Here is a 24262-nt window from a genome sequence, read left to right as displayed (position 1 = left end):
GGTGCTTGGTCGACACGGGAACCAGAGGCAAGCGGGCACGTCGCGTCCCGATCATCGCCGCGGGTCGCGGCTCGCAGCTCTACGACCTGCCCAACCGACGGGGTGCGGCTGGGCGACGGGCGGGCGGCCGCGGCCGCGTCCGACGGCGACGGTGACACGCTCGGCGAGACGCCGGGCGACGGCGTCGCCGACGGGGCCGGGTTGGCGGCAGGGGCGGCGGGCACGGCCGCCGTCCCGCCGTACGTGAAGGTCACCTCGACCGCGGAGCCGCCGGTCAGGCTGTTGGTCAGCTGCCAGACCAGCCCGGCGTCACCCGAGGCGTCGATCACGCCCGGGGTGAAGACCTTGTCGCCGTTCCAGTCGCCGACCAGCGGCACCGTGTACACCGCGCCGAAGCCGATGTGCACCTGCGTCGGCCCGCCCGTGGTCACGTTGCTCAGGTAGTAGTCGTGGCGCTCGCCGTCCATGTCGACGGTGCCGGGGGTGAAGGTGCGGTTGCCGTCCCAGTCGCCGACGATCGGCGTCTTGGCGGCGTCGCCGTACTCGAACTCGACCTCGGTCAGCGGCTTTTCAAACGTGTTGGTGAGTTTCCACTGGTGCAGCTTGCCGCCGCTGTCCACCGTGCCGGGCGTGAACGTGCCGTTGCCGTCCCAGTCGCCGACCACCGGGATGTCCTCGATGTCGCCGAAGCCGGTGTGGATGTCGGCGGGCCCGCTGCGGAAGCCGTTGGCCAGGTAGAAGTCCCGGCGCTTGCCCTCGGCGTCGACCGTGCCCGGGGTGTAGGTGCCGTTGCCGTCCCAGTCGCCGACGAGAGGAGTCTTCTCCGCGTCGCCGTAGGTGAAGTCGAGCGCTGGGTCTCCGGTGCCGTCGAGGGTGTTGGACAGCCGCCAGCGCCACGTGTCGCCCTCGACGCTGACCAGGCCCGGCGTCATGGTGCCGTTGCCGTCCCAGTCGCCGACGACGGGGCGGGGCAGCGGCCCGGCCGGGTTGGCGGCCAGCGCGTTGAGGTCGGCCATGGTGCCGTTGAAGACGTTCTGGTCACCGGGCAGCTTGCCGTGGTTGGCGTACTGCCACAGCGTCCACCGGTCCCAGCCCGCGGGCAGTCCGCGCACCTTGTCGGTGTAGCTGGAGATGAACAGGTAGTGGTCGCCGAAGTCGGCGTTCTTCCCGGTGCACGGGTTCCACCAGTTCGGATTCGTGTAGATCATCGTGGCGCTGCCGGTGCGCTCGCGTACCCGCTGGGTGAAGTCGCGGATGAAGCGGACCAGCTCGCTCTTGGACTTGCCCCAGCACGGCCCCGGCGCGACGAGCTTGCCGCCCAGCTTGTACGGCCACTCGATGTCCAGCATCGGCGGCAGGGAGCGCCCGTCGTTGCGGTACTGCGCCCGGTCCAGGAAGAAGTCGGCCTGGGTGCGCCCGTTGGTCTTGTCCGGCCGGGCGAAGTGGTACGCCCCGAAGAGGATGCCGTTCTTGCGCGCGCCGCTGTAGTTGTCCTTGAACGAGGCGTCGACGTAGTGCACGCCCTCGGTCACCTTGGCGTAGACGAACTTCGCGCCCTTGTCGGCGACCTTGTCCCAGTTGATGGTCCCCTGGTGGTGCGACACGTCGATGCCGGTGACGGGATAGCCGCCGGGCGCGGCCGCCAGCACCCGGGCCGCCGCGGGCGGGATCAGCTCCGCCGGGGTGCCCGCGCCCGCCCAGCCGTCGGTGACCGGTCTGCCGTCGGGCCCTACCGGATCACCGGGCGGTGCCGCCCCGGCCGGCAGCGCGGTCAGGGACAGGAACAGCCCGGCCGCGGCCAGGACGGCGCGGCGGGCTGCGGCGGTGCGGTGACGGTTCACGGCTCTCCTCAGTGCAGAACGGTGGGCTGGTCCAGCAGGGGCCCGCCGGGTGGCGGAGCGAGCTCGGCCGCGGCGCTCGCCGACGGCTCCGGCGATGCCCCGGCCTGCCCACCCGGTGCGGGGGAGACCGCACCCGGGCCGGCGGCTGTCGGGTCGGCCGGGCTGGGCGTGGGGCCTATAGGCAGTGGCGAGCCGGTCGGCCGCGGGCTCGGCAGGGGGAAGCCGGGCAGGCCCACGACCGGCGGGGCGGTGTCCGGTGACGGGGAGCCGGGCACGGCCGTTGGCAGGCTCTCGCTGGGCCATGGCCTGGGTACGACGCTCGGCGAAGGAGCCGGGCCGGCGGGGTCGACCGGGGCCGCCGGGGCTCCGGCGTACGCGAAGACGGTGTCGGCGATCCCGCTGGCCAGCGCGTTGGACAGCCGCCACTCGTGGCCCGCGCCCGGGTCGGCGACACCGGGCGTGACGAACCCGTCGCCGTCCCAGTCGCCGGTCACCGGCAGCTGCGCCACCTCACCGAACGACACCTCGGTGTCGGTCGCCGGGTCGTCGAGGCTGTTCGTGAACTCCCAGTTCCGGTGCTCGCCGGCGGCGTCGACGACGCCGGGCGTGCTCACCCGGTCGCCGTTCCAGTCGCCGACGACCGGCACCTTGTCCACGTCGCCGAACCCGACATGCACGTCGTGGTCGCCGCCGGTCAGGCTGTTGGCGAGGTACCAGTCGCGCACGTCGCCCTCGGCGTCGACCACGCCGGGCGTGAAGGTGCCGTTGCCGTCCCAGTCGCCGACGACCGGGGCCTTCTCCACGTCGCCGTAGCCGACCCGCACGTCCGGTTCGCCGCCGCGCAGCGAGTTGGACAGGTACCAGTCGTGGTGGTCGCCGGTCAGGTCGACGGTGCCGGGGGTCCACCGGCCGTCGCCGTCCCAGTCGCCGACGATGGGCAGCTTGCGCACGTCGCCGAAGAGGAAGTCGGCGTCGGTCGTCGCGCCCCGCGGGTCGTCGGACAGCCGCCAGCGCCACGTCTCGCCCTCGGGCCGGGCGGCCCCGGCGGTGACCCGTCCGTCGCCGTCCCAGTCGCCGGCCACCGGATACCAGACCGCCTCGTTCTCGATGACGTTGCGGTAGCGGTACGACCGGTACCTGTCCTCGTTGTAGCCCGAGTCCGACCAGGTGCGGTGCTTGACCGAGGGCGGCGTCTGCTCGTACATCACGAAGTCGCCGCCGGGCTCGTCGACCCAGCGCTCGAACAGCACCACGTGCGAGCCGTCCCTCGGCCGGGACTTGTTGTGGTAGAGCAGCATGTCGCCGGGACGCATGTCGTCGAAGTCGACGCGCTCGCCAACCTGGTGCAGGTCGCCGGTCCAGTGGTTGCGGCCCAGTTCCCAGGCCATCGAGACGTATCCGGAGCAGTCGGTGCGCCACCCCTTGCGGAACTTCAGCTGGCTGTAGCCGACCTGCGCGTCGGCCCAGATCGCGGCGCGGGCGAGGATCTGCATGCGGGTGATCGGGCGGCCGAGCCCGCGGGCGGGGCCGGCCAGGCCGTCGGGCTGCAGCGGCATGCCCTGCGCGTCGACGCCCTGCGGGCGCAGCATGTCGGGGTCGTCGGCGCCGTCGGGCACCGCCGCCGCGGGTGCGGCCAGCGCGAGTGCCGCGACGGCCGCGAGCAGGCCGGCGGCGGCCCGGTGCAGCGGACCCCGGTGGCGTGGCGCGCCCCGCTCCCACACGCATCTGCCGGTCGAGGCGCCCCCGTGCTCCGCGCATGATCCGCAATCCCGCATGCCGTGTCAACGAGCGGTGCCGGACGGCCGTTGCGCCTGCTCCGGCGCGCCGTGGCGCGATCTTCCAGGGGTGTCCGGCGTTTCGCTCCGCGAGGCCGCGGGCATGCGTACAGCAAGGGCGAGAGGAGGGCGATCATGCCGCAGCAGGCCTGGAGCGCCAAGCGTGAACGCCAGTACGAGCACATCAAGGCCAGCGCCGAGGAGCGGGGCAAGTCCGAGGACGTCGCCGAGGAGATCGCCGCGCGCACCGTCAACAAGGAGCGGGCTCGCGCCGGTGAGGCCAAGCAGGCCAGCGCGCTGTCGAAGAAGGACATCTCCTCGGGCCGGCGCGGCGGGCTGCGGTCGCACCGCGGCGAGGGCGGCCGCACCCGCGACCAGCTCTACGAGGAGGCGAAGAAGAAGAACGTCAAGGGCCGCTCGACCATGACCAAGGCCGAGCTGCAGCGCGCCGTCGACCGCTGAGGGCGGGCACCGCTCAGAACGAGGGCGGGGTGATCACCGCGTGGGTGTGCAGCGCGTCGAGCACCTCGTCCTGGGCGTACTCGCCCTCGGGCAGCGTGTCGATGGACTGGTGCACGTCCGAGGGCATGTCCTCGGCCATGGCGCGGCGGCGCAGCTCGGCGACGCTGAGCCGCTCCTCCCCGATGAACAGCGTGTCCAGCAGCGTCTCCAGCATCTCGCCGGACGTTTGCTCGGTCATCGCCCCGCCTCCTCCCGTGTGCGATCCGGCCGCGGTCCTACCCAGTGTCCGCCTCGTCGCGACCGCCGCGCGGCCTATCCGTCGGGACAAATCGGGTGAAGACGTTTCAGTTCCCCGGCTCGCGGGAATCGGGGCGGTATGACGCACACACCGTATGGCAGCAGGCAAGCCGTCGACCCGATCGAGGACGACCTCGACCCGCGGTCCTGGGACACGCCGGGCCGCGACGGCATCGTGGGCGACGACGAGCGTGACCCCGATCGTCGCGAACTGCGCGCCGACATCGGCCGGCACGTGTCGCTGGCGACCTTCCCCGCGACCGCCGAGCAGCTGGTCGAGCTGGCGCGCCGCGGGGACGCCCCCGACGAGGTGCTCGACGAACTGGGCACGCTGGAGCCGGAGCGCAGCTTCGCGAACGCCCGGGAGCTGTGGCAGGCCCTCGACCTGGAGGTCGAGGTCCGCTTCTGAGGCAGGACCGCGCGGCCCGAACGCCCGCGCGGACGCGCTCCGGCGTGATGAGGTCATGACATGGCCGAGGAGAACGGCACGGGGCTGGTGCCCGGGATCGACGATCCCGGGCCGATCGGCGCGGTGCGCGAGGGTATGCACGTCCTCGACAGCACCGGGGCCGAGCTGGGCACCGTGCAGGACGTCAAGATCGGTGACGGGGCCGCGATCACCGCGGACGGCCAGCGGATGAGCGAATCGGTGAGCCTGTTCGGGCGGATCGTGCAGGAGGCGGCCGGTCCGGAGCCGGATGTGGAGCAGGAGCTCGCCGAACTGCTGCTGCGCGAGGGCTACGTGAAGATCAAGAGTCGGTTGCCGCTGCGGCGGGCGCATTACGCCGGCGCCGCCCAGATCGCCGGTGTGCGCGACGGGGTGGTGACCCTGAAAGTGTCGGCCGACCACCTCGCCGCCGAGGTGTGAGCCGCCACGGCCCGCGGCCCTGCGGGCGGACGTCGATCGAAGGGAGTCGGTTCGGGTGGACAGGATCGCCGCGAAGTTCGTGCACGGCGCCGCCGAGGTAACCCGGGAGATCGAGGTGGACTCGGCCGTCGATCCACCGGAGACGTACTCGATCTGGCTGCCGGTCGGGCTGGAGCCGGGCCGGGACCGCTGGGCCGGGGACGACCCGTGGGAGGCCGTGTACGTGCGCGAGGCCAACCCCGCCGGCGAACCGGCCTGGATCTACCGGTTCCGGGCGCTGGTCGACCCCGAGGAGTGACCGGTCACGGCCTGGTCCGGGCCAGTAGCTCCACGGCGGCGACGACCTCGGCCGGGTCGATCTCGCCCAGGCAGGGGTGACCGGGCTGGGCGCAGGTGAGCGCGCGGGTGTCCCGGCACGGCGCGTCAGGGTCGCCCAGCCGTACGTGCGGGACGCCGTGCGGACCCCACCGGGCGAACGGCACCGTCGGCGCGAACATGCTCACCACCGGGGTGCCGACCGCCGCGGCCAGGTGCGCCGGGCCGGTGTTGCCCACGACCAGGCACGCCGAACCCGCCAGCAGCCGGCCCAGTGCGGCCAGGTCGGTCTGCCCGCCCAGGTCGCCCGCCACGTCCCCGGCGACCTCGGCGGTCAGCTCGGTCTCGTCGGGCCCGCCGGTGACCAGCACCTCCCGGCCGGAGCGCGCCAGTTCCCGCACGATCTCGACGGCGACCTTGCGTGGCAGCCCGCGGGCCGAGGCGCTCGCGCCGGGATGCACGACGACCCGGCCGGTGCGGGTCCCTTTCGCCGCCAGCACGGTACGCAGCCGGCCGTCGTCGGCGTCGGGCAGCGGATAACCGGCCGCGGCGGCCAGCGACAGGGCCCGGTGTGCCTCGGGCAGGTCGTCGGGGGCCCGATGGCGCACGTCGAGCAGCGAACCGGGGTAGTCCTCGCAGATCGCGCTGATCCGGCCGACCCCGGCCAGCCGCAGCAGGAGCGCGGTGGGCAGCGGCGACTGGGCCGAGGAGGTGAAGATGACGGCCTCGTCGATCTGCCAGCAGCGCACCGTGTCGATGAGGCCGTCGACGGCCGACCGGTCGACCGGGGCCGGGTCGCGCTCGGCCCACGGAGTGCACCACTCCAGGACCCGGGTCACGCCGGGCAGCAGCCGTCCCGCGGGCACGCCGGGCGGGCCGGTGAGCAGGGACACCGTATGGGCCCGCGCGGCCAGCGCCCGCAGCGCGGGGCCGGTCAGCAGCACGTCTCCGGCCGAGCCGGCGCGCACCGCGAGCACGTTGCCGGGCTCGTCGGCTCCCGCCGGGCCGGGGCGCAGCAGCTGCCGCCGGGCGAGGATCCACTCGGCCGCGGCGAGCAGGCTCGGCGCGCGGTACGGGGCCGCGGCGGCCTCGGCGACGCAGGTCTGCCCGGTGGGCACCAGCAGGCCGGTCGCGCCTGCCGCGGCGGCGGCCTGCAGATCGGTGCCCAGGTCGCCGACCATGACGCAGCGGTGCGGGCTGATCCCGAGGCCGTGGGCGGCGGCGGTGATCAGGCCGGGTGCCGGTTTGCGGCAGGCGCACCCGTCGGCGGGGGTGTGCCAGCAGGTCTGCCAGGTGTCGAACGGGCCCAGCAGCGCTTCGATGCGGGCGTCGACCGCCTCGGCTTGCGCCCGGGAGACGAAGCCGAACCCGACGGCGGACTGGTGCGACACGACGCCGATCCGCAGGCCGGCGTCGCGCAGCAGGTCCAGCGCCGCGCGTACGCCGGGCATCGGCACGACCAGGTCGGGATCGCTGAGCCGCGGCACCTCGCGGATCAGGGTGTTGTCGCGGTCGAACAGGACCGCGTCGAACATTCCGGTGAAGCCGCCGTCGATCTCAGCTCTGCGCACCCCGCGGCCTTACCCTGTCCGGCTTACCCCAAACATCCAGCAGCGTGGTTTCCATCATGTATGCCGTAACCATCCTTTTTCCAGGATGGAGACACTGGTCTAGCAGCCTAGGATGATCTAGCGATGGTGATCACGCGCAAGATGGCCGACGCGCGCAGGGGACAGCCGGTCCGGGGGCCGCGGTCAGGCGTTGATGCCGAGGCGGACCGTGCAGCCTTCGGGCGTCGCGTCGACGGTCAGGTCGTCGCTCATCTGGCGGGCCAGCCACAGGCCCATGCCGCCCGCCCCGACCGCCCGGTCCGTCGGCACGTAGCCGCTGTACGCGCTGAAGCAGTGCCCGCCGTCGGACACCGAGCACAGCGCCCGCCCGCCGGCGGACCACAGCCGCACCCGCACCGGGGGCGCGCCGTGCAGGATCGCGTTGGTGGCGACCTCGCTGACCGCCAGCACGAAACCCTGCACCGCGTACGCGGACATGCCGTCGTCGAGCAGCGCCTGCTCGACCGCCGCCCGCAGCGCCGCCAGGTCGTGCGGCTCGGCGACGTCCAGCCGGGGCGGGCCGTCCTCCAGCGGGTCGCGCCAGCGCATGCTGGCGTCGCCGAGCAGGGTCGCCGCGTCGAGGTAACCGGTGCTGGGCACCCGGCCGCCGTCGGCGAGCAGGTGGGAGTGGCTGCTCTCGCCGGCGCGCAGGATCTCCGGCGGGACCCGGCGGCGGTCGTACAGGCACAGGTTCCAGACCGGGTAGTCGGCCAGGGCCTGCCCGAGCGCGGCGTCGAACCGCGCCCACTCCCACTGCCCGCTGGGCCGGGATCCGAAGTCGATCTCCGTCACGACGCGGACGCGGCCGCTGCCGCGCTGCCGCTCGCGCTCGGCGAGGTCGCGGTAGGCGGTCAGGGCCGCCACGGTGCCGCCGTACACGTCCTCACGGCGCAGTTCGGCGACCTGGTGATCACCGAGCGCGGCGCGCAGCCGGGCCGCGTTGTCGGGGCGGCAGATCAGCACCACGCTGTCCCCGGCGGACGCGCCCTCGCGCAGGTAGGGCACGACCGCGTCGAGCAGCTGGTCGTCGTCCTGGTACTGCAGGGCGTCGTGACGGCTGACCGCGTCGGAGTGCCCTGCGAGCGCCGTTGCGTCCACCGTGGTCCTTCCCGAGCCCGTGCCGCGCTCGTCGCCTTGCTCCGCCGAGCCGGACATTAATGCTATTCCCCTGCGATGGCAGGGCCGGACGCCGCCGTCGCGACGGCGCGGGAGTGCTGCGCACACCTGCGGAAACGGCGCTTTCTCAGCGCTCCGCGTCGTTGCGTACCGCCATGATGGCCATGTCGTCGCGGGGTGGATCGACCGAGAAGTCCACCGCCGCGGTGCGCAGCCGGGCGGCGATGACGTCGGCGGGATGCCCGGCCAGGTAGGTCAGGCGCTGCGCGAGCCGCTGGGTGCCGAAGAACTCGTGGCCGTTGCGGCGTTCGGTGACGCCGTCGGTGAAGAACACCAGGGTCTCGCCGGGTTTCAGCACGAGCCGGGCCGGTGGGCAGGTCACCGGGGAGACCAGGCCGAGCGCGGTGCCCCAGCGGCCGGCCGAGGAGACGCGGCCGTCGGCGTGCAGCACCAGCGGCCGGTCGTGGCCGGCCAGGTGCAGCGAGACCTCGACGTCGGAGCCGCCGCTGCGGGTGTCGAAGGCGGCCAGGGCCAGCGTGCAGTAGCGCTCTGAGCGTTCGCTGAGGGTCTCGTTGAGGGTGGCGAGCACGGACTGCAACGGTCGGCCGTCCTTGACCAGGACCCGGATGACCTCGCGGATGAGCCCGGTGACGGCGGCGGCGTGCACGCCCTTGCCGGACACGTCGCCGACCATCACCAGCCAGCGACCGTCGGGCATCGCCATGATGTCGTACAGGTCGCCGCCGACCTCGACGCCGCGGCCCGCGGGCACGTACTCCGCGCCGATGCCCAGGCCCTGGATGGTCGGCAGTTTCGCGGGCAGCAGCGCCTGCTGCAGGGTGTGCGAGACGGTCTGGCGTTCCTCGTGGATGCGGGCGTTGTCCATGGCCAGCGCGCAGCGCCGGGCGACCTCCTCGGCGACGGGGATCTCGTCGGGGTCGCGCGGGGAGTCGGTGTCGCGGCCGATGCTGAGCACGCCGAGCCACTCGCCGCGGGCGAACAGCGGCACGGCGATTCCGGACAGGGCGGTCGGCAGGGGGACGTTCTTGCCGGCCAGCAGCGCGTCGGCGACCGGCGGGGCGAGCAGCGAGCGGGTGAGCTCGTCGCTGACGGCGTCGAGCCAGGGGCTCAGGGCCTCGTCGGCGTGGGCGGCGGCGGCGGGTTCGAGGCGGCGGCCGGGCGTGGCGCGGTGCAGGGTGCACCAGGTGCCGAGGCGGGGCACGACGAGGCGCGGGATCAGCGCCAGGGTGAGGGTGAGGTCGAGGGACTGGGCGAGCAGTTCGCTGACCTCGGCGAGGAAGGCCAGGGAGGTCTGCCGGCGGCGGTCGCTGTCGCGCAGGCGCTGGTGTTCCAGGGTCATGCCGAGCCGCTGTACGGCCAGGCGGGTCAGGGTCCGCGCCTGCGGGGTGTCGGGCGCGTCCAGGCGTAACTCGGCCGACCAGGGCAGGCTCACCGGCACGCTGATGCGGCGCGCGGCGGAGGTCGGCTGCAGCCGCTTGCCCTGGGCGGCCAGCAGTTGCGCTCCGGCGCCGTCGCCGCGGTCGAGCCAGACGGCGCTGCCGGTGGCGGCGGTGTGCTCGGCGAGGGTGCGCAGCAGGTCGCCGGCGAAGCCGTGGGCCGTGCCCGTCTCATCGGCGGTGGTGGCCACGCCGAGCAGGGCATCGACGGCGGTCAGGGGCCCTGCGGCGGGGTGGGGGGAGTGCTCCTGGTCCGGAGCGCGGTTCGGCACCCTTGTAGTGTCCGCCGTTCGGCGTCGGGTTTCCAGCGCGGGGCCTGCTGCCGCGTGCCGCTGGCTCGCATCCGGGGGCCGTACGGACGATGATGAAGCGTGCGCCGCGACGGTGTGGCGCGGCGATGGGCCATAGGGCGAGAGTCGGCCATCGAGGGGAGTGGGTCCTGGTGACGGCGAATCGGACGACCGCACAGCGCGCGCGGGTGGATGACGACGACGCGCGGTGGCACGAGGTCGCGGCGGCGCTGCGGGCGGTGCGCAACGGTGACTTCAAGGTGCGGCTGTCGCGGGGTGCCGGCATCGCCGGGGAGGTCGCCGACGCCTTCAATGAGGTCGTGACGATGCAGGAGCAGCGCAACCGCGAGTTCCTGCGCATCTCCCGGGTCGTCGGCCGGGAGGGCCGGGTCACCGAGCGCCTGGACGAGGAGGCGTACGAGGGGGCGTGGGCGGACGGCGTACGCGCGGTCAACAGCCTGATGGACGACCTCGGCCGGCCGACCGCCGAGATCGCGCGGGTGATCGTGGCCGTCGCCGAGGGCGACCTGAGCCAGCACATGACCCTCGACATCGACGGGCGGCCGCTGCGGGGCGAGTTCCTCACCATCGGCCGGACCGTCAACCGGATGGTCGACCAGCTGTCGTCGTTCGCCGACGAGGTGACGCGTGTCGCCCGTGAGGTCGGCACGGAGGGCAAGCTCGGCGGTCAGGCCGACGTGCGGGGCGTGTCGGGAACCTGGCGTGACCTGACCGACAACGTGAACTTCATGGCGTCGAACCTGACCGCGCAGGTGCGGTCGATCTCGCAGGTGACGACGGCGATCGCGCAGGGCGACCTGTCGCAGAAGATCGCGATCTCGGCGCAGGGCGAGGTGGCCGATCTCGCCGACACGATCAACTCGCTGACCGACACGCTGCGGGTGTTCGCCGAGCAGGTGACCCGGGTGGCGCGCGAGGTCGGCACGGAGGGCAAGCTCGGCGGCCAGGCCGAGGTGCCGAACGTGGCCGGCACCTGGAAGGACCTCACCGACGCGGTGAACTACATGGCGTCGAACCTGACCGCGCAGGTCCGCAACATCGCCCAGGTCGCGACGGCGGTGGCGCGGGGCGACCTGTCGCAGAAGATCGCGGTGGCGGCGCAGGGCGAGATCCTGGAGCTCAAGGACGTCGTCAACACGATGGTGGACCAGCTCAGTTCGTTCGCCGACGAGGTGACCCGTGTCGCGCGTGAGGTGGGTTCGGAGGGCAAGCTCGGCGGTCAGGCGCAGGTGGCCGGGGTGTCGGGCACGTGGCGGGACCTGACCGAGAACGTGAACCAGCTCGCGGGCAACCTGACCGCGCAGGTCCGCAACATCGCCCAGGTGACCACCGCCGTGGCCCGGGGTGACCTGTCGCAGAAGATCACCGTCGATGCGCGGGGCGAGATCCTGGAGCTGAAGAGCACGGTCAACACGATGGTGGACCAGCTCAGTTCGTTCGCCGACGAGGTGACCCGTGTCGCGCGTGAGGTGGGTTCGGAGGGCAAGCTCGGCGGTCAGGCGCAGGTGGCCGGGGTGTCGGGCACGTGGCGGGACCTGACCGAGAACGTGAACCAGCTCGCGGGCAACCTGACCGCGCAGGTCCGCAACATCGCCCAGGTGACCACCGCCGTGGCGCAGGGTGACCTGTCGCAGAAGATCACCGTCGATGCGCGGGGCGAGATCCTGGAGCTGAAGAGCACGGTCAACACGATGGTGGACCAGCTCAGCTCGTTCGCCGACGAGGTGACCCGTGTCGCGCGTGAGGTGGGTTCGGAGGGCAAGCTCGGCGGCCAGGCGCAGGTGCGCGGCGTGTCGGGCACCTGGCGCGACCTGACCGACAACGTCAACGTCATGGCGTCGAACCTGACCGCGCAGGTCCGCAACATCGCCCAGGTCGCCACGGCGGTGGCCAGGGGCGACCTGTCGCAGAAGATCGCCGTGGCGGCGCAGGGCGAGATCCTTGAGCTCAAGGACGTCGTCAACACGATGGTCGACCAGCTGTCCGCGTTCGCCGACGAGGTCACCCGCGTGGCCCGTGAGGTGGGTTCGGAGGGCAAGCTCGGCGGTCAGGCCCAGGTGCCCGCCGTCGCCGGCACCTGGCGCGACCTGACCGACAACGTGAACTTCATGGCGTCGAACCTGACCGGCCAGGTCCGCAACATCGCGCAGGTCACCACGGCCGTGGCCAAGGGCGACCTGTCGCAGAAGATCACCGTCGACGCGCACGGCGAGATCCTGGAGCTGAAGAACACCGTCAACACGATGGTGGACCAGCTCAGTTCGTTCGCCGACGAGGTGACCCGTGTCGCGCGTGAGGTGGGCTCGGAGGGCAAGCTCGGCGGTCAGGCGCAGGTGCGCGGGGTGTCGGGCACCTGGCGGCACCTGACCGAGAACGTCAACCAGCTCGCCTCGACGCTGACCACGCAGCTGCGGGCCATCGCCCAGGTGTCGACGGCGGTGACCCGCGGCGACATGACCCAGCGCATCTCCGTCGAGGCGCAGGGCGAGGTGGCGGAGCTGAAGGACAACATCAACCAGATGATCGTGACGCTGCGCGACACGACCAAGAAGAACGCCGAGCAGGGCTGGCTGGACTCGAACCTGGCCCGCGCCGGTGAGCTGCTGCAGGGCCAGCGTGATCTGGAGCAGGTCTCCCGCATGATCATGTCGGACGTGACGCCGCTGATCGAGGCGCAGATCGGCGCGTTCTTCCTGTCCGAGCCCGAGGGCGACGACATCCGCCTGCAGCTGACCGCGGCCTACGGGTACGCCGGAGGCGGCACCGTGGCGAACTACGCCGCCGGTGAGGGCCTGGTCGGCCAGGCGGCCGTGGACCGCCGCACGATCCGGGTCGGGGCCGGGCGCACCAAGATGACAGTGCGGTCGGGCATCGCCGACACGAAGGTCTCCGATCTGATCCTGGTGCCGATCGTGTTCGAGGGCGAGGCGCTGGGCGTCATCGAGTTCGGCAGCGTCACCCCGTTCTCCGAGCTGCACCTGGACTTCCTGGACCGGCTCGCGGGCACGCTGGGCATCGCGCTGAACACGATCCTGGCCAACCGGCGCACCGAGGAGCTGCTGGCCCAGTCGCAGCGGCTGGCGCAGGAGCTGCGCGACCGCTCGGTGGAGTTGCAGCGCACCAACAACGAGCTGGAGGAGAAGGCGGCCCAGCTGTCGGAGCAGAACCGCAACATCGAGATCAAGAACCGGGAGATCGAGCTGGCGCGGCTGGGTCTGGAGGACAAGGCGCGGCAGCTGTCGGCGGCTTCGCAGTACAAGTCGGAGTTCCTGGCCAACATGAGCCACGAGCTGCGTACGCCGCTGAACTCGCTGCTGCTGCTGTCGCGGCTGCTGGCCGACAACCCGGAGGCCAACCTCACCCCGAAGCAGATCGACTTCGCGCGGACCATCCACAGTGCCGGGTCGGACCTGCTGGCGCTGATCGACGACATCCTGGATCTGTCGAAGATCGAGGCCGGGCGCATGGACGTCGAGCCGGGCGAGGTGCGGTTCCAGGACATCTGCGACTACGTGGAGCAGGCGTTCCGGCCGCAGACCGAGGAGAAGCGCCTGGAGCTGGAGCTGACCCTGTCCGGGCAGCTGCCCGCCGGCATGATCACCGACGCGCAGCGCCTGCAGCAGATCCTGCGCAACCTGCTGTCGAACGCGGTCAAGTTCACCGACTCGGGCACCGTGCACCTGGAGATCGGGCCCGCGCCGGCCGACCTGGTGTTCGAGGAGCCGTCGCTGAGCCAGTCCGGGGAGGTGGTGATGTTCGCGGTGCACGACACCGGGATCGGCATCTCGGCCAGCAAGCTGGCGCTCATCTTCGACGAGTTCCAGCAGGCCGACGGGACGACCAGCCGCAAGTACGGCGGCACCGGCCTCGGCCTGTCGATCAGCCGGGAACTGGCGCGGCTGCTCGGCGGCACCATCACCGTGACCTCGGCGCCGGGGCAGGGTTCGACGTTCACGCTGTACCTGCCCGGCATGCTGACCGGGCCGACGACCGCGCCGACGATGCCGCTGGTGCCGGTGCACGCCGGGGTGGGCGCGCCGGTCGGGGCGGTGCCGGTGAGCCCGACGGCGCAGGCGCACTACGCGACGCCGGTGTCCCGGCCCATCATCAGCCGGCCCGCCACCGACACGCTCGGCGACGAGGTCTCGTCCACCCTGGACGGATCCCGCGTGCTCATCGTCGACGACGACGTGCGCAACGTCTTCGCCTTGGCCAGCGCCCTGGAGCACCACGGCATGCAGGTCCTGTACGCCGACAACGGCAACGACGGCATCCAGTTGCTGGCCGAGCACCCGGACATCGACATCGTGCTGATGGATGCCATGATGCCCGAGCAGGACGGCTACGAGACGACCCGGATCATCCGCCGCAACCCGCACCTGACGGCGCTGCCGGTGGTGTTCCTGACCGCCAAGGCGATGCCGGGCGACCGGGAGGCGGCCCTGGGCGCGGGCGCCAGCGACTACATCACCAAGCCGGTCGACCTGGACGAGCTGCTGCGTTTGATGGCGCGCTGGATCGGGCAGGGGGAGAAGGCGTGAGCGAATTGGAGGCGGGGTTTCTGACGGCGAAGGTGCTCCTGGTCGACGACCGGCAGGACAACCTGATCGCGCTGGAGGCGATGCTGCAGGGGCTGCCGGTGGAGCCGGTCGCGGTAGCCAGCGGCGAGGCGGCGCTCAAGCGGCTGCTGGTCGACGACTTCGCGGTGATCCTGATGGACGCGCAGATGCCGGGCCTGGACGGGTTCGAGACCGCGGGGCACATCAAGCGCCGGGAGCGCACCCGGCACATCCCGATCATCTTCCTGACCGCGGCGGACCGCGACGCCCGCCTGGCGCTGCGGGGGTACGCCGCGGGCGCGGTCGACTACCTCACCAAGCCGTTCGACCCGTGGGTGCTGCGCGCGAAGGTGGCAATCTTCGTCGACCTGTGGGTCAAGACGCAGCAGTTGCGTCAGCAGGCGCAGCAGTGGGCCCGGCTGTCGGGCGCCGCCCAGGATGCGGTACGGCTGCTGGCCGAGCCCGGCCTCGACAACGTCGAACGAGCCCGCGAGGCGCTGCGCGCCGCCCTACCCCACGACCCCGAGCCGCTCACCCGCCGCGCCCGCTGACCGGCGGCCCCCGGGGCGGCACAGGTGGGGCGGGTCAGGCGGCGGAGATCTCCAGGGCGATCAGGCACGCCTCGTCGTCGCGTTCGGGCGGGGTGAGGTGCCACAGGCCCGCGGTGCCGTCCTTGCGGTACGCGCCCGCGACCCGGGTCGCGAACTCGGCCAGCGGGTCGCGTTTGCGCTTGTGCAGCACCCCGTCGGTGAACGACACGAAGCTGTCGCCGGGCTCCAGTCGCAGCGTGTGGGTGTCGAACCGCTGCCCGTCGAGCAGGCCAAGCAGCGGCCCGGCCGGATCGTCGACGACGGTGGCGGTGCCGTCGCGGACCAGCAGCGGCTGCAGGTGGCCCGCCGACGCCCAGCGCAGCGTCCGGTCGGCGGGCTGGTAGTGCCCGATGAGCAGGCTGGCCAGCGGCCCGTCGGGCGCGCCCATCAGCATGCCGTTGACGATGCGCAGGATCTCGGCGGGCGCGGTGCCGGCCGCGCCGAGGGTCACCACCGGGAACCGCAGCCGCACCACCGCCGCCGCGGCGACCAGGCCGGTGCCGAACGCGTCGCCGATGACGAACAGCAGCGAGCCGTCGTCGAGCCGTTCGGCGTCGCAGAAGTCGCCGCGCAGCTGCGTACGCGGCGCGGTGGCGGCGTAGTGGCGGCCGGTGACCTCCGCGCCGGTCGTCTGCAGCACCAGGTCGCGGCCGGGGTAGAGCAGCCGGGTGAGGTTGGCGGTCAGCGACTGCTCGGCGGCCAGCTGGATCTGCCGGGCCGCCGCCACGGTCTCGCTGCGCGTCCAGCGGTCCTCGGCGGCGTGCTGCTCGCTGACGTCGTGCAGCACCAGCCGGATCAGCCGGATGTCGTCGCCGGCGAGGTCGGCTTCGGCGAACACCCGCACCGGCACCACGCCGCGGGCGGAGTTCAGCCGCAGCAGGGCCAGGTCGGGCCGGCCCTGGGCGAGCCCGGCGAGCAGCTCGCGCAGCAGGCCGCGGTCGGCGGCGGCGAAGAACGAGCCGAACTTGTCCAGGGTCGTCGGGCCGTGTGCCGGGTCGCGGCCGACCAGCGGGTACAGGCCGGGGGACCAGACCGCGTCGCCGGCCTGCAGATCCCATTCTGCCCAGCCGGAGCGGCTGAGCGTCTCCAGCCGCGCCATCCGGGCGTCGTTGCTGACGGTCGCGTCGATGCGTTCCCAGGAGGCCAGCAGCGCGTCGCCGACGCGGGCGGCGCGGCGGTTGAGGATGACGCGGCGGGGCCTGCCGTTGACGAGGGCGTCCTCGACGACGGCCTGCCGGGCGAAGGGCACGTCGTCGGTGAGCAGTTCGACGTAGGCGTCGAAGACGCCGTTGACGCGCAACCGCGGGTAGACGTCGAGCAGCAGTCGGCCGACGGTGTCGCCGTCGGAGGCGCGCACCGCGGGCCCGGCGGCGGCGATGACGAAGTCGGTGACCGTGCCGTGCTCGTCGCGCACCGGGGTGAGCAGGTGGCCGAGGCCGCCCATGACGTCGAGGGCGCCGGTGAGCCATACCGGCAGGGAGGCGGCCCTGGTGCCGGCGGTGGGCCACAGCCGGCGTACCGCCCGGCCGGTCCCCGCGGCTAGCCGGTCCAGGAAGGCCAGGTCGGCGGCGGTGAACTCGCGGGGCTCGCCCCAGACCAGCGACAGCACGCCGACGACGTGGTCGCCGACGGCCAGCGGGTAGACCGCACGGGCCGGGCCGGGGCCGATGAGCACGAAGTCGTGCGGCTGCAGGCCGTCGAGCAGCAGGGGCCGGCCGGTGCGCACCGCGGCGCCGACGGTGGTGTTCAGGGAGCTGGGGGAGCGCCGCCACTCGCTGGCGACCTGCGCGGGCCAGCCGTGGCTGGCGACCAGGCGCACCGAGCCGTCGCTCTCGGTGGAGAACAGCGCGGCGGCCGCGCCGGGCTGGTCGCCGAGCCCGATGGTGACCAGCACGTCGGCCAGGGCCGCGAAGTCGTGGGCGGCGTCGAGCGCGGCCAGGCATTTGCGCAGCACCCGCGCCTGGGCCTGGGGCAGCGGCCGGTCCGGGGCGTCGTCCAGGCCGACGACGGTGCGCAGGTCGGCGGGGCTGTCGCCGGGCAGGTCCAGCGCCGCAGCGGCGGGCGGTCGCGGGTCCTGGGCCTCGGCGGTGTCGGGCACGGTCGCGCCGACGAGGTCGGCGGCCAGGTCGACGACGCTGATGTTGCGCTGCTGCGACATCGCCGACAGGCGGCCGAACGCGGTCTCCGGGTCGCAGTCGAAGCGCTCCGCGAGCAGGCCTTTCGCCTGCTCGATGAGGCCGCGGGTGCGCATGGCCCGGCGCAGGCCGGCGAGTTCGGCCTCCAGACGCTGCACGCGGGAGACCCAGTCTGCCTCTGCGGGCCGAGGTTCGCCTTGCCGTGCCATGATTCGTACTCTGCCCATCGCGATTCGCGCCGAAACGGTGATCCCAGCATTGTCCGGCAAGAGCGGGACCGCGGGGACGGCGGGTGTGCGAACCGGGCTGGGCGTGCGTTAATGGAACTGTTTCAGGTGGCGGAGGGAGCGGGATGGACCGGGGTTTCGGGGTCGAACGGGTTGTGGACGCGGACCGCATCGTGGTCAAGGTCCGCGGCGAGATCGACCTGATGACCGCGGGCAGCCTGCGCGACGAGCTGTGTGACGCGGTCAAGCAGTCCCCTGAGGTGGTGGTCGACCTGCAGGGTGTGGGCTTCCTCGACTCCACCGGGGTGCGGGCGCTGTTCGACGCCTACCGTTCGGCCAACGAACTCGGCCACCGGTTCTACGTGACCGGCGCCCGGCAGTGGGTCGCCAAGGTGCTCGACGTGACCGGGGTCGGGAAACTGCTGGCCCCGCCCGCCTGAAGCCGCGCCCGCGCCGCGGGACCCACGCAGACGTTTTCGACTTTTCTCGCCCGCGCAGGCTTGGCCGCCGTGCCGGAGGGGCACGTGAGGAGTATGTCCATGCTGGTGTGCCACGTGCGGCGGGAGCAGCCCTTCGCGGTCGTCGCGATGGCCGGCACGCTCGACCAGGACACGCTCATCCAGGCCGGGGTGACGCTGGCCGACTGCCTGGCCACGCAGCCGGAGGCCGTCGTGCTCGACCTCGCCGACACGCGGTGTGCCGATGAGCGGCTCGTGCCCTGGCTGCACCGTGCCGCAGTCAGCGCCACCCGCTGGCCCGGCATCCCGATCATGGTCGCGGCGCCGCCGTGCCCGGTGCCGGTGGCGCATCAGGGCCTGGCCGTGTACGACGACGCCGGCCTGGCCGAGAAGGCCGCCGAGGCGCTGCCGGTCAGCCCGCGCCGCTCGGTGACGCTGCCACCCACGCCCGCCAGTTGCGCCCGCGCCCGCGATCTCGCGCAGCGTGCCTGCGCGGCGTTCGGGCTGCCGCGGCTGGGGCAGCTCGCCCAGCTGCTCGCCTCGGAGCTGGCCGCGAACGTGGTCACGCATGCGCGCACCGACATGGTGCTGACACTGCGCCGGGCGGGTGACGGGGTGATCGTGGCGGTCCGCGACGGCGATCCGCGGCTGCCGCACGAGCCCGGCCCGGAGGACCGCGGGGCCGGACTGGAGCTGGTGTCAGCGATGGCCACCGATTGGGGAAGCCTGCTGACCAGCGGCGGAAAGGTCGTGTGGGCGCTGGCGTCGGTGGCCGAACCGCGGCGCGCCGAAGCGTCCTGAGGGCGGCCCCGGGCGTATAGTGGAAGACCTGCCGTGGGTAACGGCAGCGTGGCCGGGGCGACCGGGCCGCGTACGGCGCTCTAGCAGCAGGGTGCCGGAACCCGCCAGGAAAGGCCTGCCGGCTCGTGCGGTGCACGGGTGACGCGTGCAGGCGATGGCAGGTAACAAACGATGCGAACCGCTACCGTTTCGTCCCCGAAGTCCGCCGTGAGCGCCGTCGACGTGCTGGCGAGGTTCGAGGACGCTTTGCTGCTGCTGCACCGACTGCCCGACGGCGATACCGGCCGGGGCAGGCTGCGTGACGAGATCATCTGCGGGTGCGCGCCGGTGGCGCGCCGCCTGGCGATGCGCTTCCGCAACCGGGGCGAAGACGTCGAGGACCTCGTCCAGGTGGCCACGATCGGCCTGATCAAGGCCGTGGACCGGTTCGAACCGGACCGCGGTGTGCCGTTCGCCAACTACGTCATGCCGACGATGCTGGGCGAGATCAAGCGCTACTTCCGCGACCGGACCTGGACCCTGCACGTGCAGCGGTCTCTGCAGGAGCTGCACCTGGCGGTGTGCCGGGCGATCCCGGAACTCAGCCAGTCCCTGCAGCGCACGCCGAGCGCCGAGGACATCGCCGTGCACCTGGGCGTCAGCGAGCAGGAGGTGCTGCGCGGCATGCAGTGCGCCGCGGCGTACACCGCCAGCTCGCTCAACGCGCCTGCCACCGGTGACGACGGCGACGGCGAACTGCAGGACCTGCTGGGCGAGAACGACGACACCCTGGAGGCGCTGCCCGAACGGGAGGCGCTGCGCCAGGCGATCGACACCCTGCCCGAGCGCGACCAGCGCATCCTGCGGATGCGGTTCGTGGACAACCTCACCCAGTCGGAGATCGCCGATCAGGTCGGTGTCTCCCAGATGCACGTGTCCCGCTTGCTGGCCCGTGCCTTCCAGGCCCTGCGGGAGGAGCTGACCGCCGCCGACGCCGGATGACGGCCGGAGCCCGCCTAATCCGAGGGCTCGGCCTGCTCGCCCGCGGCGGGAGCCGACCACTCTGCGGGCAGGTCACGGTCGGCGGGCTGCGGGGTGCCCTCGGCGGGTTCGGGCAGCGGTTCCAGTTCCGGCGGCGGCTCGAAGTCCTCGGCGGGCGGGGTGAACCTGGGCTCGTTCATATCAGCCCTGTTTACCCCGCACCGCCTCGGCTCACACCAGGTCACATGCGCTCGGGGGCCTCGATGCCGAGCAGGGCCAGGCCCTGCGCGATGACCCGGGCGGTCAGGTCGCACAGCAGCAGCCGGCTCTCCCGCACCGCGCCCTCTGCCTTGAGGACCGGGCAGTTGTCGTAGAACGCGGTGTACGCCCCGGCCAGGTTCTGCAGGTAGCCTGCCAGCCGGTGGAACTGCAGCGTTTCGGCGGCGTCGGCGACGACCGCGGCGAAGCCCAGCAGCTCCATCGCCAGCGCCCGCTCGGCGGGGGAGCCCAGCAGCACCCCGGCGGCGCGGTCGGGGCTCACCGCGCCCCGGCGGAAGATCGAGTTGATCCGGGCGTGGGTGTACTGCAGGTACGCGCCGGTGTCGCCGGAGAATGACAGCATGCGGTCCCAGTGGAAGCTGTAGTCCTTGATCCGGTCGCTGGACAGGTCGACGTACTTGATCGCGCCGATCCCGACCATGCGCGCGACCTCGGCGCGGGTGTCGGCGTCCAGCTCCGGGTTCTTCTCCGCCACGATGGCTGCGGCCCTGGCCACCGCCTCGTCGAGCAGGTCCACGAGCTTGACGGTGTCGCCGGCCCGGGAGGCGAGCTTCTTGCCGTCGGCACCCAGCACCTGGCCGAAGCCGATGTGCTCGGCGCGGGCGGGCGCGGCCAGCCAGCCGGCTTCGCGCGCGGACTGGTACACCATCTCCAGGTGCTGATGCTGCGGCGAGCCGACGACGTACAGCAGCCGGGTGGCCTTGAGGTCCTGGGTGCGGTGCCGGATCGCGGCCAGGTCGGTCGCGCCGTAGCCGTAGCCGCCGTCGCGTTTGCGCACGATGATCGGCATGGGCTCGCCGTCGCGGCCGGTGAAGCCCTGCGGGAACACGCACAGCGCCCCGTCGCTCTCGCGCAGCAGGCCCAGGCCGTCGAGGGCGTCGACGACGGGGGCGAGCAGGTCGTTGTAGTACGACTCGCCGAAGAAGTGCTCGGCGGTCAGGGTGACGCCGAGCTTGTCGTACACGGCGAGGAAGTACTTCTCGCTCTCGTCGACCAGCAGCCGCCACAGCCGCAGCGTCGTCTCGTCGCCGGACTGCAGCGCCACCACCCGCAGCCGGGACCGCTCGGCGAACGCCGGGTCGGCGTCGAACTTGACCCGCGCCGCGCGGTAGAAGCCGTTGAGGTCGCCGACCGACAGCTCGTGCGCGGCCTCGGTCTCGCCCAGGTCGAGCAGGTGCTCGATGAGCATGCCGAACGGGGTGCCCCAGTCACCGACGTGGTTGGCGCGCCGGATGTCGTGGCCCAGCCAGTCCAGCGTGCGCGCGGCGGCGTCGCCGATCACGGTGGAGCGCAGGTGGCCGACGTGCATCTCCTTGGCCACGTTCGGCGCGGAGTAGTCGATGATCACGGTCTCCGGCGCGGCGGCGGTCGGCACGCCGAGCCGCGCGTCGCCGCTCATCGCGCCGACCAGCCCCGCCAGCGCGTCGTCGCGCACCTTCAGGTTGATGAACCCCGGTCCGGAGATCTCCGCGGTGGCGACCAGGTCGGCCAGGTCGGCGCGGCCGAGGGCGTCGGCGGCGATGTCGCGCGGGGCGCGGCCGAGCCGCCGGGCCAGCGGCAGCGCGCCGTCGGCCTGGAAGTCGGCGTGCTGCGAGCGGCGTACCACCGGGTCCACCGGCTCGCCAGCGACCGCCGCGAACGCGGCCGCCAACCGGTCGTTGAGCAGACTCTCCAGATCAGTCACGTGAACTCAGCTCTCTCGCGGGAAACGGGCAGGGGCGTGCCGGGGCAGCGTCGCGCCGGGCAGACCAAGGATGCGGAGAAGGGCAGTGCCGTACGCGGAGACGCGTCAGCGAGCTGCCACGATTCGTCGTCGCTCGATCACGACGACGCGGCCCGGCCGGCGCACGACAACACGGCCACACAGACCGGTGCGCATCTCGGCAGGGAACACGCCGCCCACCCTACCGCAAGAAGGAAGGGCACCTTGTTAATGGTATGCGTAGCGCAAGGGCACCTTCCTAACATGGCCGCATGACCGACGACACGCAGTACCGGTTCTACGGGGAGTTGGCGCGGTGGTGGCCGCTGATCTCGCCGGTGGAGGAGTACGCCGAGGAGATGGTGTTCGTGGTGCCGCTGCTGGCCTCGGCGTCGATCCCGGTGCGCGAGGTGCTGGAGCTGGGCAGCGGCGGCGGGCACAACGCCGCACACCTGAGCGAGCGGTTCACCATGACGCTGTCGGACCTGTCTTCCGAGATGCTCGACGTGTCGCGGCGGCTGAACCCGGACTGCGAGCACCACCTGGGCGACATGCGCACACTGCGGCTGGGACGCGCCTTCGACGCGGTGTTCGTGCACGACGCGGTGTCCTACATGACCTGCGAGGACGATCTGCGGCAGGCGATCGCGACCGCGTACGCCCACTGCCGCCCCGGCGGCGTCGCCGTGCTGCTGCCCGACGAGACGGCGCAGACCTGGGCGCCCGGCGCCGACCACGGCGGCGTCGACGGCCCGGACGGGCGCGGCGTGCGTTTCCTGGAATGGTCCTGGGACCCCGACCCCGCCGACACCTGGACCGTCACCGAGTACGCGTTCCTGCTGCGCGAGGCCGACGGCAGCGTGCGCACCGTGCACGAGACGCACCGGATCGGGCTGTTCGCCCGCGAGGTGTGGCTGAAACTGCTCGCCGAGGCCGGGTTCGCCGCCGAACTCGTCGTCGAGCAGACCACCGAGGACCGTACTCCGCGCGACTGCTTCGTCGCCCACCGCCCCGTCTGAGCGTGCCGGGCGGTCCGGCGGAGTGTGCGCGCGGCCGCGGGCGATCGGATACGGTGACGGCATGCGGCGGCTGTGCACGGCCCGACCGGGCCGGGCGGCCCGGGTGCTGTTGCTGCTCGCCACCCTGGTCGGCCTTGCCGCCATGCACACCCTCGGGCACGGCACGGCGGCCCACGCCGCGATGACGCCGATGCCCGCACACAGCACCGCCGCCATGGCGGCACGGACCGAGCCCGTCGCCACGTCGGCACGGACCGGGCTCGCCGCCGTCGAGGCGCAGGCCGGGGCGGCCGCTGCCACAGCGGCGCAGGCCGCGGCCATGGCACAGGCCGGACCTGTCGCCATGGCGGCGACGGCGGAGGCGGTCCGCGGCGGCTGCCCCGACGGTCACTGCGCCCGGCTGCTGGTGCCGCCGGCCCGCCACACCACCGGCCTGGACTGGTGGGACGTGTGCGTGGCGGTGCTGACCGCCCTCGGGGTGTTGCTGCTGTTGTTCTGGCTGGTGGGCGTCGTGCGCCGGCGTGCTCCCGCGAGCCTGTCTCGCCTGCGCGCGGCCGTCGCCTCGCGCGGCCCGCCCGCGCCCGGACTCGGCCTGACCCTGGCCACGGTGTCGGTGATGCGGCACTAGGACCCGTGGTGCCGCGTCACGCGCGGCAGGTCCTGCCGTACACCCTTCTTCCGACACCGAGAGGTCGATTCGATCATGTTCAGGAACACCACGCTGCGCGCTGCACTGGTGAGGGCCGCTGCGGCCGTCACCGCCCTCGTCCTGGCCGGCTGCGGTTCCGGCCACTCCGGCATGGACCACGGCTCCGGCGCGACGCCCGGCGCGACCGCGAGCTCGTCCATCGGCGCGTACAACGACGCCGACGTGGCCTTCGCCCAGGCGATGATCCCGCACCACCAGCAGGCGGTGCGCATGGCGCAGCTCGCGCCCACCCGCGCGGCCGACGCCGAGGTCAAGGCGCTGGCCGAGCAGATCAGGGCGGCCCAGGACCCGGAGATCGCCACGATGACCGGCTGGCTGCAGACCTGGCAGCGGCCGACGGCGATGCCCGGTCACGAGAGCGGGCACCAGGGCATGCCCGGCATGATGAGCGACGCCCAGCTCGCGGCGCTTCAGGCCGCGTCGGGGCGGGAGTTCGACCGGATGTTCAGCGAGCTGATGATCGCCCACCACGAGGGCGCGATCATGATGGCGCAGCAGGAGATCGCCAACGGCGCGAATGCGGCGGCCAAGGAGTTGGCACAGCAGATCGTCACGGCCCAGCAGGCCGAGATCGCCACGATGAAGGCGCTGCTGGCGCGGCTGTGAACCGGGCCCGGGTGGCGCGGCGCGACCGCGCCACCCGGGTCGGCCGATGGTCGCGGTGGTGTGCGCCGGCCCCCGCTAATCGACGGTGGCCTATAACAAAGAAAAAATAGCCCCCCGATTAGATTTTTTATTGCCCCCACGAGTTGCCAAAAACCCCCCCCGGGG

At 72.7% G+C, this 24262-nt stretch carries 21 protein-coding genes; 12 read left to right on the top strand and 9 right to left on the bottom strand.

From position 1 onward, the window contains the following. Both AB0B66_RS43015 and AB0B66_RS43010 read right to left on the bottom strand, forming a co-directional pair. Nucleotides 1-1841, bottom strand: a 1841-nt coding sequence (locus AB0B66_RS43015) for a GH25 family lysozyme (RefSeq protein WP_360541312.1), incomplete at its 3' end; no start/stop codon positions are given. A gap of 8 nt (nt 1842-1849) precedes the next feature. Further along, on the bottom strand, nt 1850-3562 hold the full coding sequence (locus AB0B66_RS43010; RefSeq protein WP_360541310.1) for a hypothetical protein: 1713 nt from the start codon (nt 3560-3562) through the stop codon (nt 1850-1852). Between the two features lie 189 nt (nt 3563-3751). On the opposite strand from AB0B66_RS43010, the gene AB0B66_RS43005 reads away from it, so the two are divergent. Next, nucleotides 3752-4078, top strand: coding sequence for a plasmid stabilization protein (locus AB0B66_RS43005; RefSeq protein WP_360541308.1), 327 nt, complete (start codon nt 3752-3754; stop codon nt 4076-4078). A 13-nt stretch (nt 4079-4091) separates the two neighbouring features. On the opposite strand, the gene AB0B66_RS43000 is transcribed toward AB0B66_RS43005, so the two are convergent. Next, nucleotides 4092-4316 carry a hypothetical protein gene (locus AB0B66_RS43000; RefSeq protein WP_360541306.1) on the bottom strand — a complete coding sequence of 75 codons (225 nt, stop codon included), beginning with the start codon at nt 4314-4316 and terminating at the stop codon, nt 4092-4094. A 138-nt stretch (nt 4317-4454) separates the two neighbouring features. Here AB0B66_RS43000 and AB0B66_RS42995 point away from each other — a divergent pair, with 138 nt between their 5' ends. From AB0B66_RS42995 to AB0B66_RS42985, 3 genes are read left to right on the top strand one after another with little or no spacing between them, the layout of a single operon-like run. Further along, nucleotides 4455-4784 carry a DUF2795 domain-containing protein gene (locus AB0B66_RS42995; protein ID WP_360541304.1) on the top strand — a complete coding sequence of 110 codons (330 nt, stop codon included), beginning with the start codon at nt 4455-4457 and terminating at the stop codon, nt 4782-4784. Nucleotides 4785-4844: 60 nt separating this feature from the next. Then, the gene (locus tag AB0B66_RS42990) at nt 4845-5243 is read left to right on the top strand and encodes a hypothetical protein (protein WP_360541302.1); all 399 of its coding nucleotides are present in this window, start codon (nt 4845-4847) and stop codon (nt 5241-5243) included. Between the two features lie 55 nt (nt 5244-5298). Beyond that, a complete protein-coding gene (locus tag AB0B66_RS42985; protein WP_203699214.1) occupies nt 5299-5541 on the top strand; it encodes a hypothetical protein in 243 nt (80 codons plus the stop codon). 4 nt (nt 5542-5545) lie between these two features. Here AB0B66_RS42985 and AB0B66_RS42980 read toward each other — a convergent pair whose 3' ends face one another. The 3 genes from AB0B66_RS42980 to AB0B66_RS42970 form a co-directional block, all read right to left on the bottom strand. After that, nucleotides 5546-7129, bottom strand: a complete 1584-nt coding sequence (locus AB0B66_RS42980; RefSeq protein ID WP_360541300.1) for an HAD-IIIA family hydrolase — start codon at nt 7127-7129, stop codon at nt 5546-5548. A gap of 183 nt (nt 7130-7312) precedes the next feature. Further along, on the bottom strand, nt 7313-8266 hold the full coding sequence (locus AB0B66_RS42975) for an anti-sigma factor RsbA family regulatory protein (protein WP_360541298.1): 954 nt from the start codon (nt 8264-8266) through the stop codon (nt 7313-7315). 145 nt (nt 8267-8411) lie between these two features. Next, nucleotides 8412-10013, bottom strand: a complete 1602-nt coding sequence (locus AB0B66_RS42970; protein WP_360541296.1) for a SpoIIE family protein phosphatase — start codon at nt 10011-10013, stop codon at nt 8412-8414. A 206-nt stretch (nt 10014-10219) separates the two neighbouring features. Here AB0B66_RS42970 and AB0B66_RS42965 point away from each other — a divergent pair, with 206 nt between their 5' ends. Then, the gene (locus AB0B66_RS42965) at nt 10220-14593 is read left to right on the top strand and encodes a HAMP domain-containing protein (protein WP_360541294.1); all 4374 of its coding nucleotides are present in this window, start codon (nt 10220-10222) and stop codon (nt 14591-14593) included. A gap of 20 nt (nt 14594-14613) precedes the next feature. Then, nucleotides 14614-15162: a response regulator gene (locus AB0B66_RS42960; RefSeq protein ID WP_360541314.1), complete on the top strand. Its 549-nt coding sequence runs from the start codon at nt 14614-14616 to the stop codon at nt 15160-15162. Between the two features lie 34 nt (nt 15163-15196). Here AB0B66_RS42960 and AB0B66_RS42955 read toward each other — a convergent pair whose 3' ends face one another. Further along, nucleotides 15197-17494: a SpoIIE family protein phosphatase gene (locus AB0B66_RS42955; RefSeq protein ID WP_360541292.1), complete on the bottom strand. Its 2298-nt coding sequence runs from the start codon at nt 17492-17494 to the stop codon at nt 15197-15199. A gap of 194 nt (nt 17495-17688) precedes the next feature. Here AB0B66_RS42955 and AB0B66_RS42950 point away from each other — a divergent pair, with 194 nt between their 5' ends. The 3 genes from AB0B66_RS42950 (at nt 17689) to AB0B66_RS42940 (ending at nt 19803) form a co-directional block, all read left to right on the top strand. After that, nucleotides 17689-18003 carry an STAS domain-containing protein gene (locus AB0B66_RS42950; protein WP_360541290.1) on the top strand — a complete coding sequence of 105 codons (315 nt, stop codon included), beginning with the start codon at nt 17689-17691 and terminating at the stop codon, nt 18001-18003. 99 nt (nt 18004-18102) lie between these two features. After that, entirely contained in the window at nt 18103-18822 is a 720-nt protein-coding gene (locus AB0B66_RS42945; RefSeq protein WP_360541288.1) for an ATP-binding protein, read from the top strand. Nucleotides 18823-19029: 207 nt separating this feature from the next. Beyond that, nucleotides 19030-19803: a SigB/SigF/SigG family RNA polymerase sigma factor gene (locus AB0B66_RS42940; protein ID WP_360541287.1), complete on the top strand. Its 774-nt coding sequence runs from the start codon at nt 19030-19032 to the stop codon at nt 19801-19803. Between the two features lie 14 nt (nt 19804-19817). Here the strand turns inward: AB0B66_RS42940 and AB0B66_RS42935 are convergent, their stop codons facing one another. Next, the gene (locus AB0B66_RS42935; protein WP_360541285.1) at nt 19818-19982 is read right to left on the bottom strand and encodes a hypothetical protein; all 165 of its coding nucleotides are present in this window, start codon (nt 19980-19982) and stop codon (nt 19818-19820) included. A 41-nt stretch (nt 19983-20023) separates the two neighbouring features. After that, nucleotides 20024-21745, bottom strand: coding sequence for an arginine--tRNA ligase (gene argS / locus AB0B66_RS42930; RefSeq protein ID WP_360541283.1), 1722 nt, complete (start codon nt 21743-21745; stop codon nt 20024-20026). Between the two features lie 290 nt (nt 21746-22035). On the opposite strand from argS, the gene AB0B66_RS42925 reads away from it, so the two are divergent. The 3 genes from AB0B66_RS42925 to AB0B66_RS42915 all read left to right on the top strand — a co-directional run bounded on the left by AB0B66_RS42925 (nt 22036) and on the right by AB0B66_RS42915 (nt 24097). Then, complete coding sequence (locus tag AB0B66_RS42925) at nt 22036-22782, top strand: class I SAM-dependent methyltransferase (protein WP_360541281.1); 747 nt, start codon at nt 22036-22038, stop codon at nt 22780-22782. Between the two features lie 61 nt (nt 22783-22843). Further along, nucleotides 22844-23410, top strand: coding sequence for a hypothetical protein (locus tag AB0B66_RS42920; protein ID WP_360541279.1), 567 nt, complete (start codon nt 22844-22846; stop codon nt 23408-23410). Between the two features lie 75 nt (nt 23411-23485). Next, nucleotides 23486-24097 carry a DUF305 domain-containing protein gene (locus AB0B66_RS42915; protein ID WP_360541277.1) on the top strand — a complete coding sequence of 204 codons (612 nt, stop codon included), beginning with the start codon at nt 23486-23488 and terminating at the stop codon, nt 24095-24097. Nucleotides 24098-24262 lie beyond the last annotated feature (165 nt).

The organism is Catellatospora sp. NPDC049111 (genome assembly GCF_040648615.1).
In the GTDB taxonomy this organism is placed as follows: Bacteria; Actinomycetota; Actinomycetes; order Mycobacteriales; family Micromonosporaceae; genus Catellatospora; species Catellatospora aurea.
The sequence above is the reverse complement of the archived record's forward strand: the minus strand, read 5'-3'. Positions and strand labels throughout refer to the sequence as shown.

Bases quoted from the DNA above. Each gene is read 5' to 3' on its own strand.
- AB0B66_RS43005 (WP_360541308.1), top strand. From the start codon at position 3,752: ATGCCGCAGCAGGCCTGGAGCGCCAAGCGTGAACGCCAGTACGAGCAC.
- AB0B66_RS43000 (WP_360541306.1), bottom strand. From the start codon at position 4,316: ATGACCGAGCAAACGTCCGGCGAGATGCTGGAGACGCTGCTGGACACG.
- AB0B66_RS42995 (WP_360541304.1), top strand. From the start codon at position 4,455: ATGACGCACACACCGTATGGCAGCAGGCAAGCCGTCGACCCGATCGAG.
- AB0B66_RS42990 (WP_360541302.1), top strand. From the start codon at position 4,845: ATGGCCGAGGAGAACGGCACGGGGCTGGTGCCCGGGATCGACGATCCC.
- AB0B66_RS42950 (WP_360541290.1), top strand. From the start codon at position 17,689: ATGGACCGGGGTTTCGGGGTCGAACGGGTTGTGGACGCGGACCGCATC.
- AB0B66_RS42945 (WP_360541288.1), top strand. From the start codon at position 18,103: ATGCTGGTGTGCCACGTGCGGCGGGAGCAGCCCTTCGCGGTCGTCGCG.
- AB0B66_RS42935 (WP_360541285.1), bottom strand. From the start codon at position 19,982: ATGAACGAGCCCAGGTTCACCCCGCCCGCCGAGGACTTCGAGCCGCCG.
- AB0B66_RS42925 (WP_360541281.1), top strand. From the start codon at position 22,036: ATGACCGACGACACGCAGTACCGGTTCTACGGGGAGTTGGCGCGGTGG.
- AB0B66_RS42920 (WP_360541279.1), top strand. From the start codon at position 22,844: ATGCGGCGGCTGTGCACGGCCCGACCGGGCCGGGCGGCCCGGGTGCTG.
- AB0B66_RS42915 (WP_360541277.1), top strand. From the start codon at position 23,486: ATGTTCAGGAACACCACGCTGCGCGCTGCACTGGTGAGGGCCGCTGCG.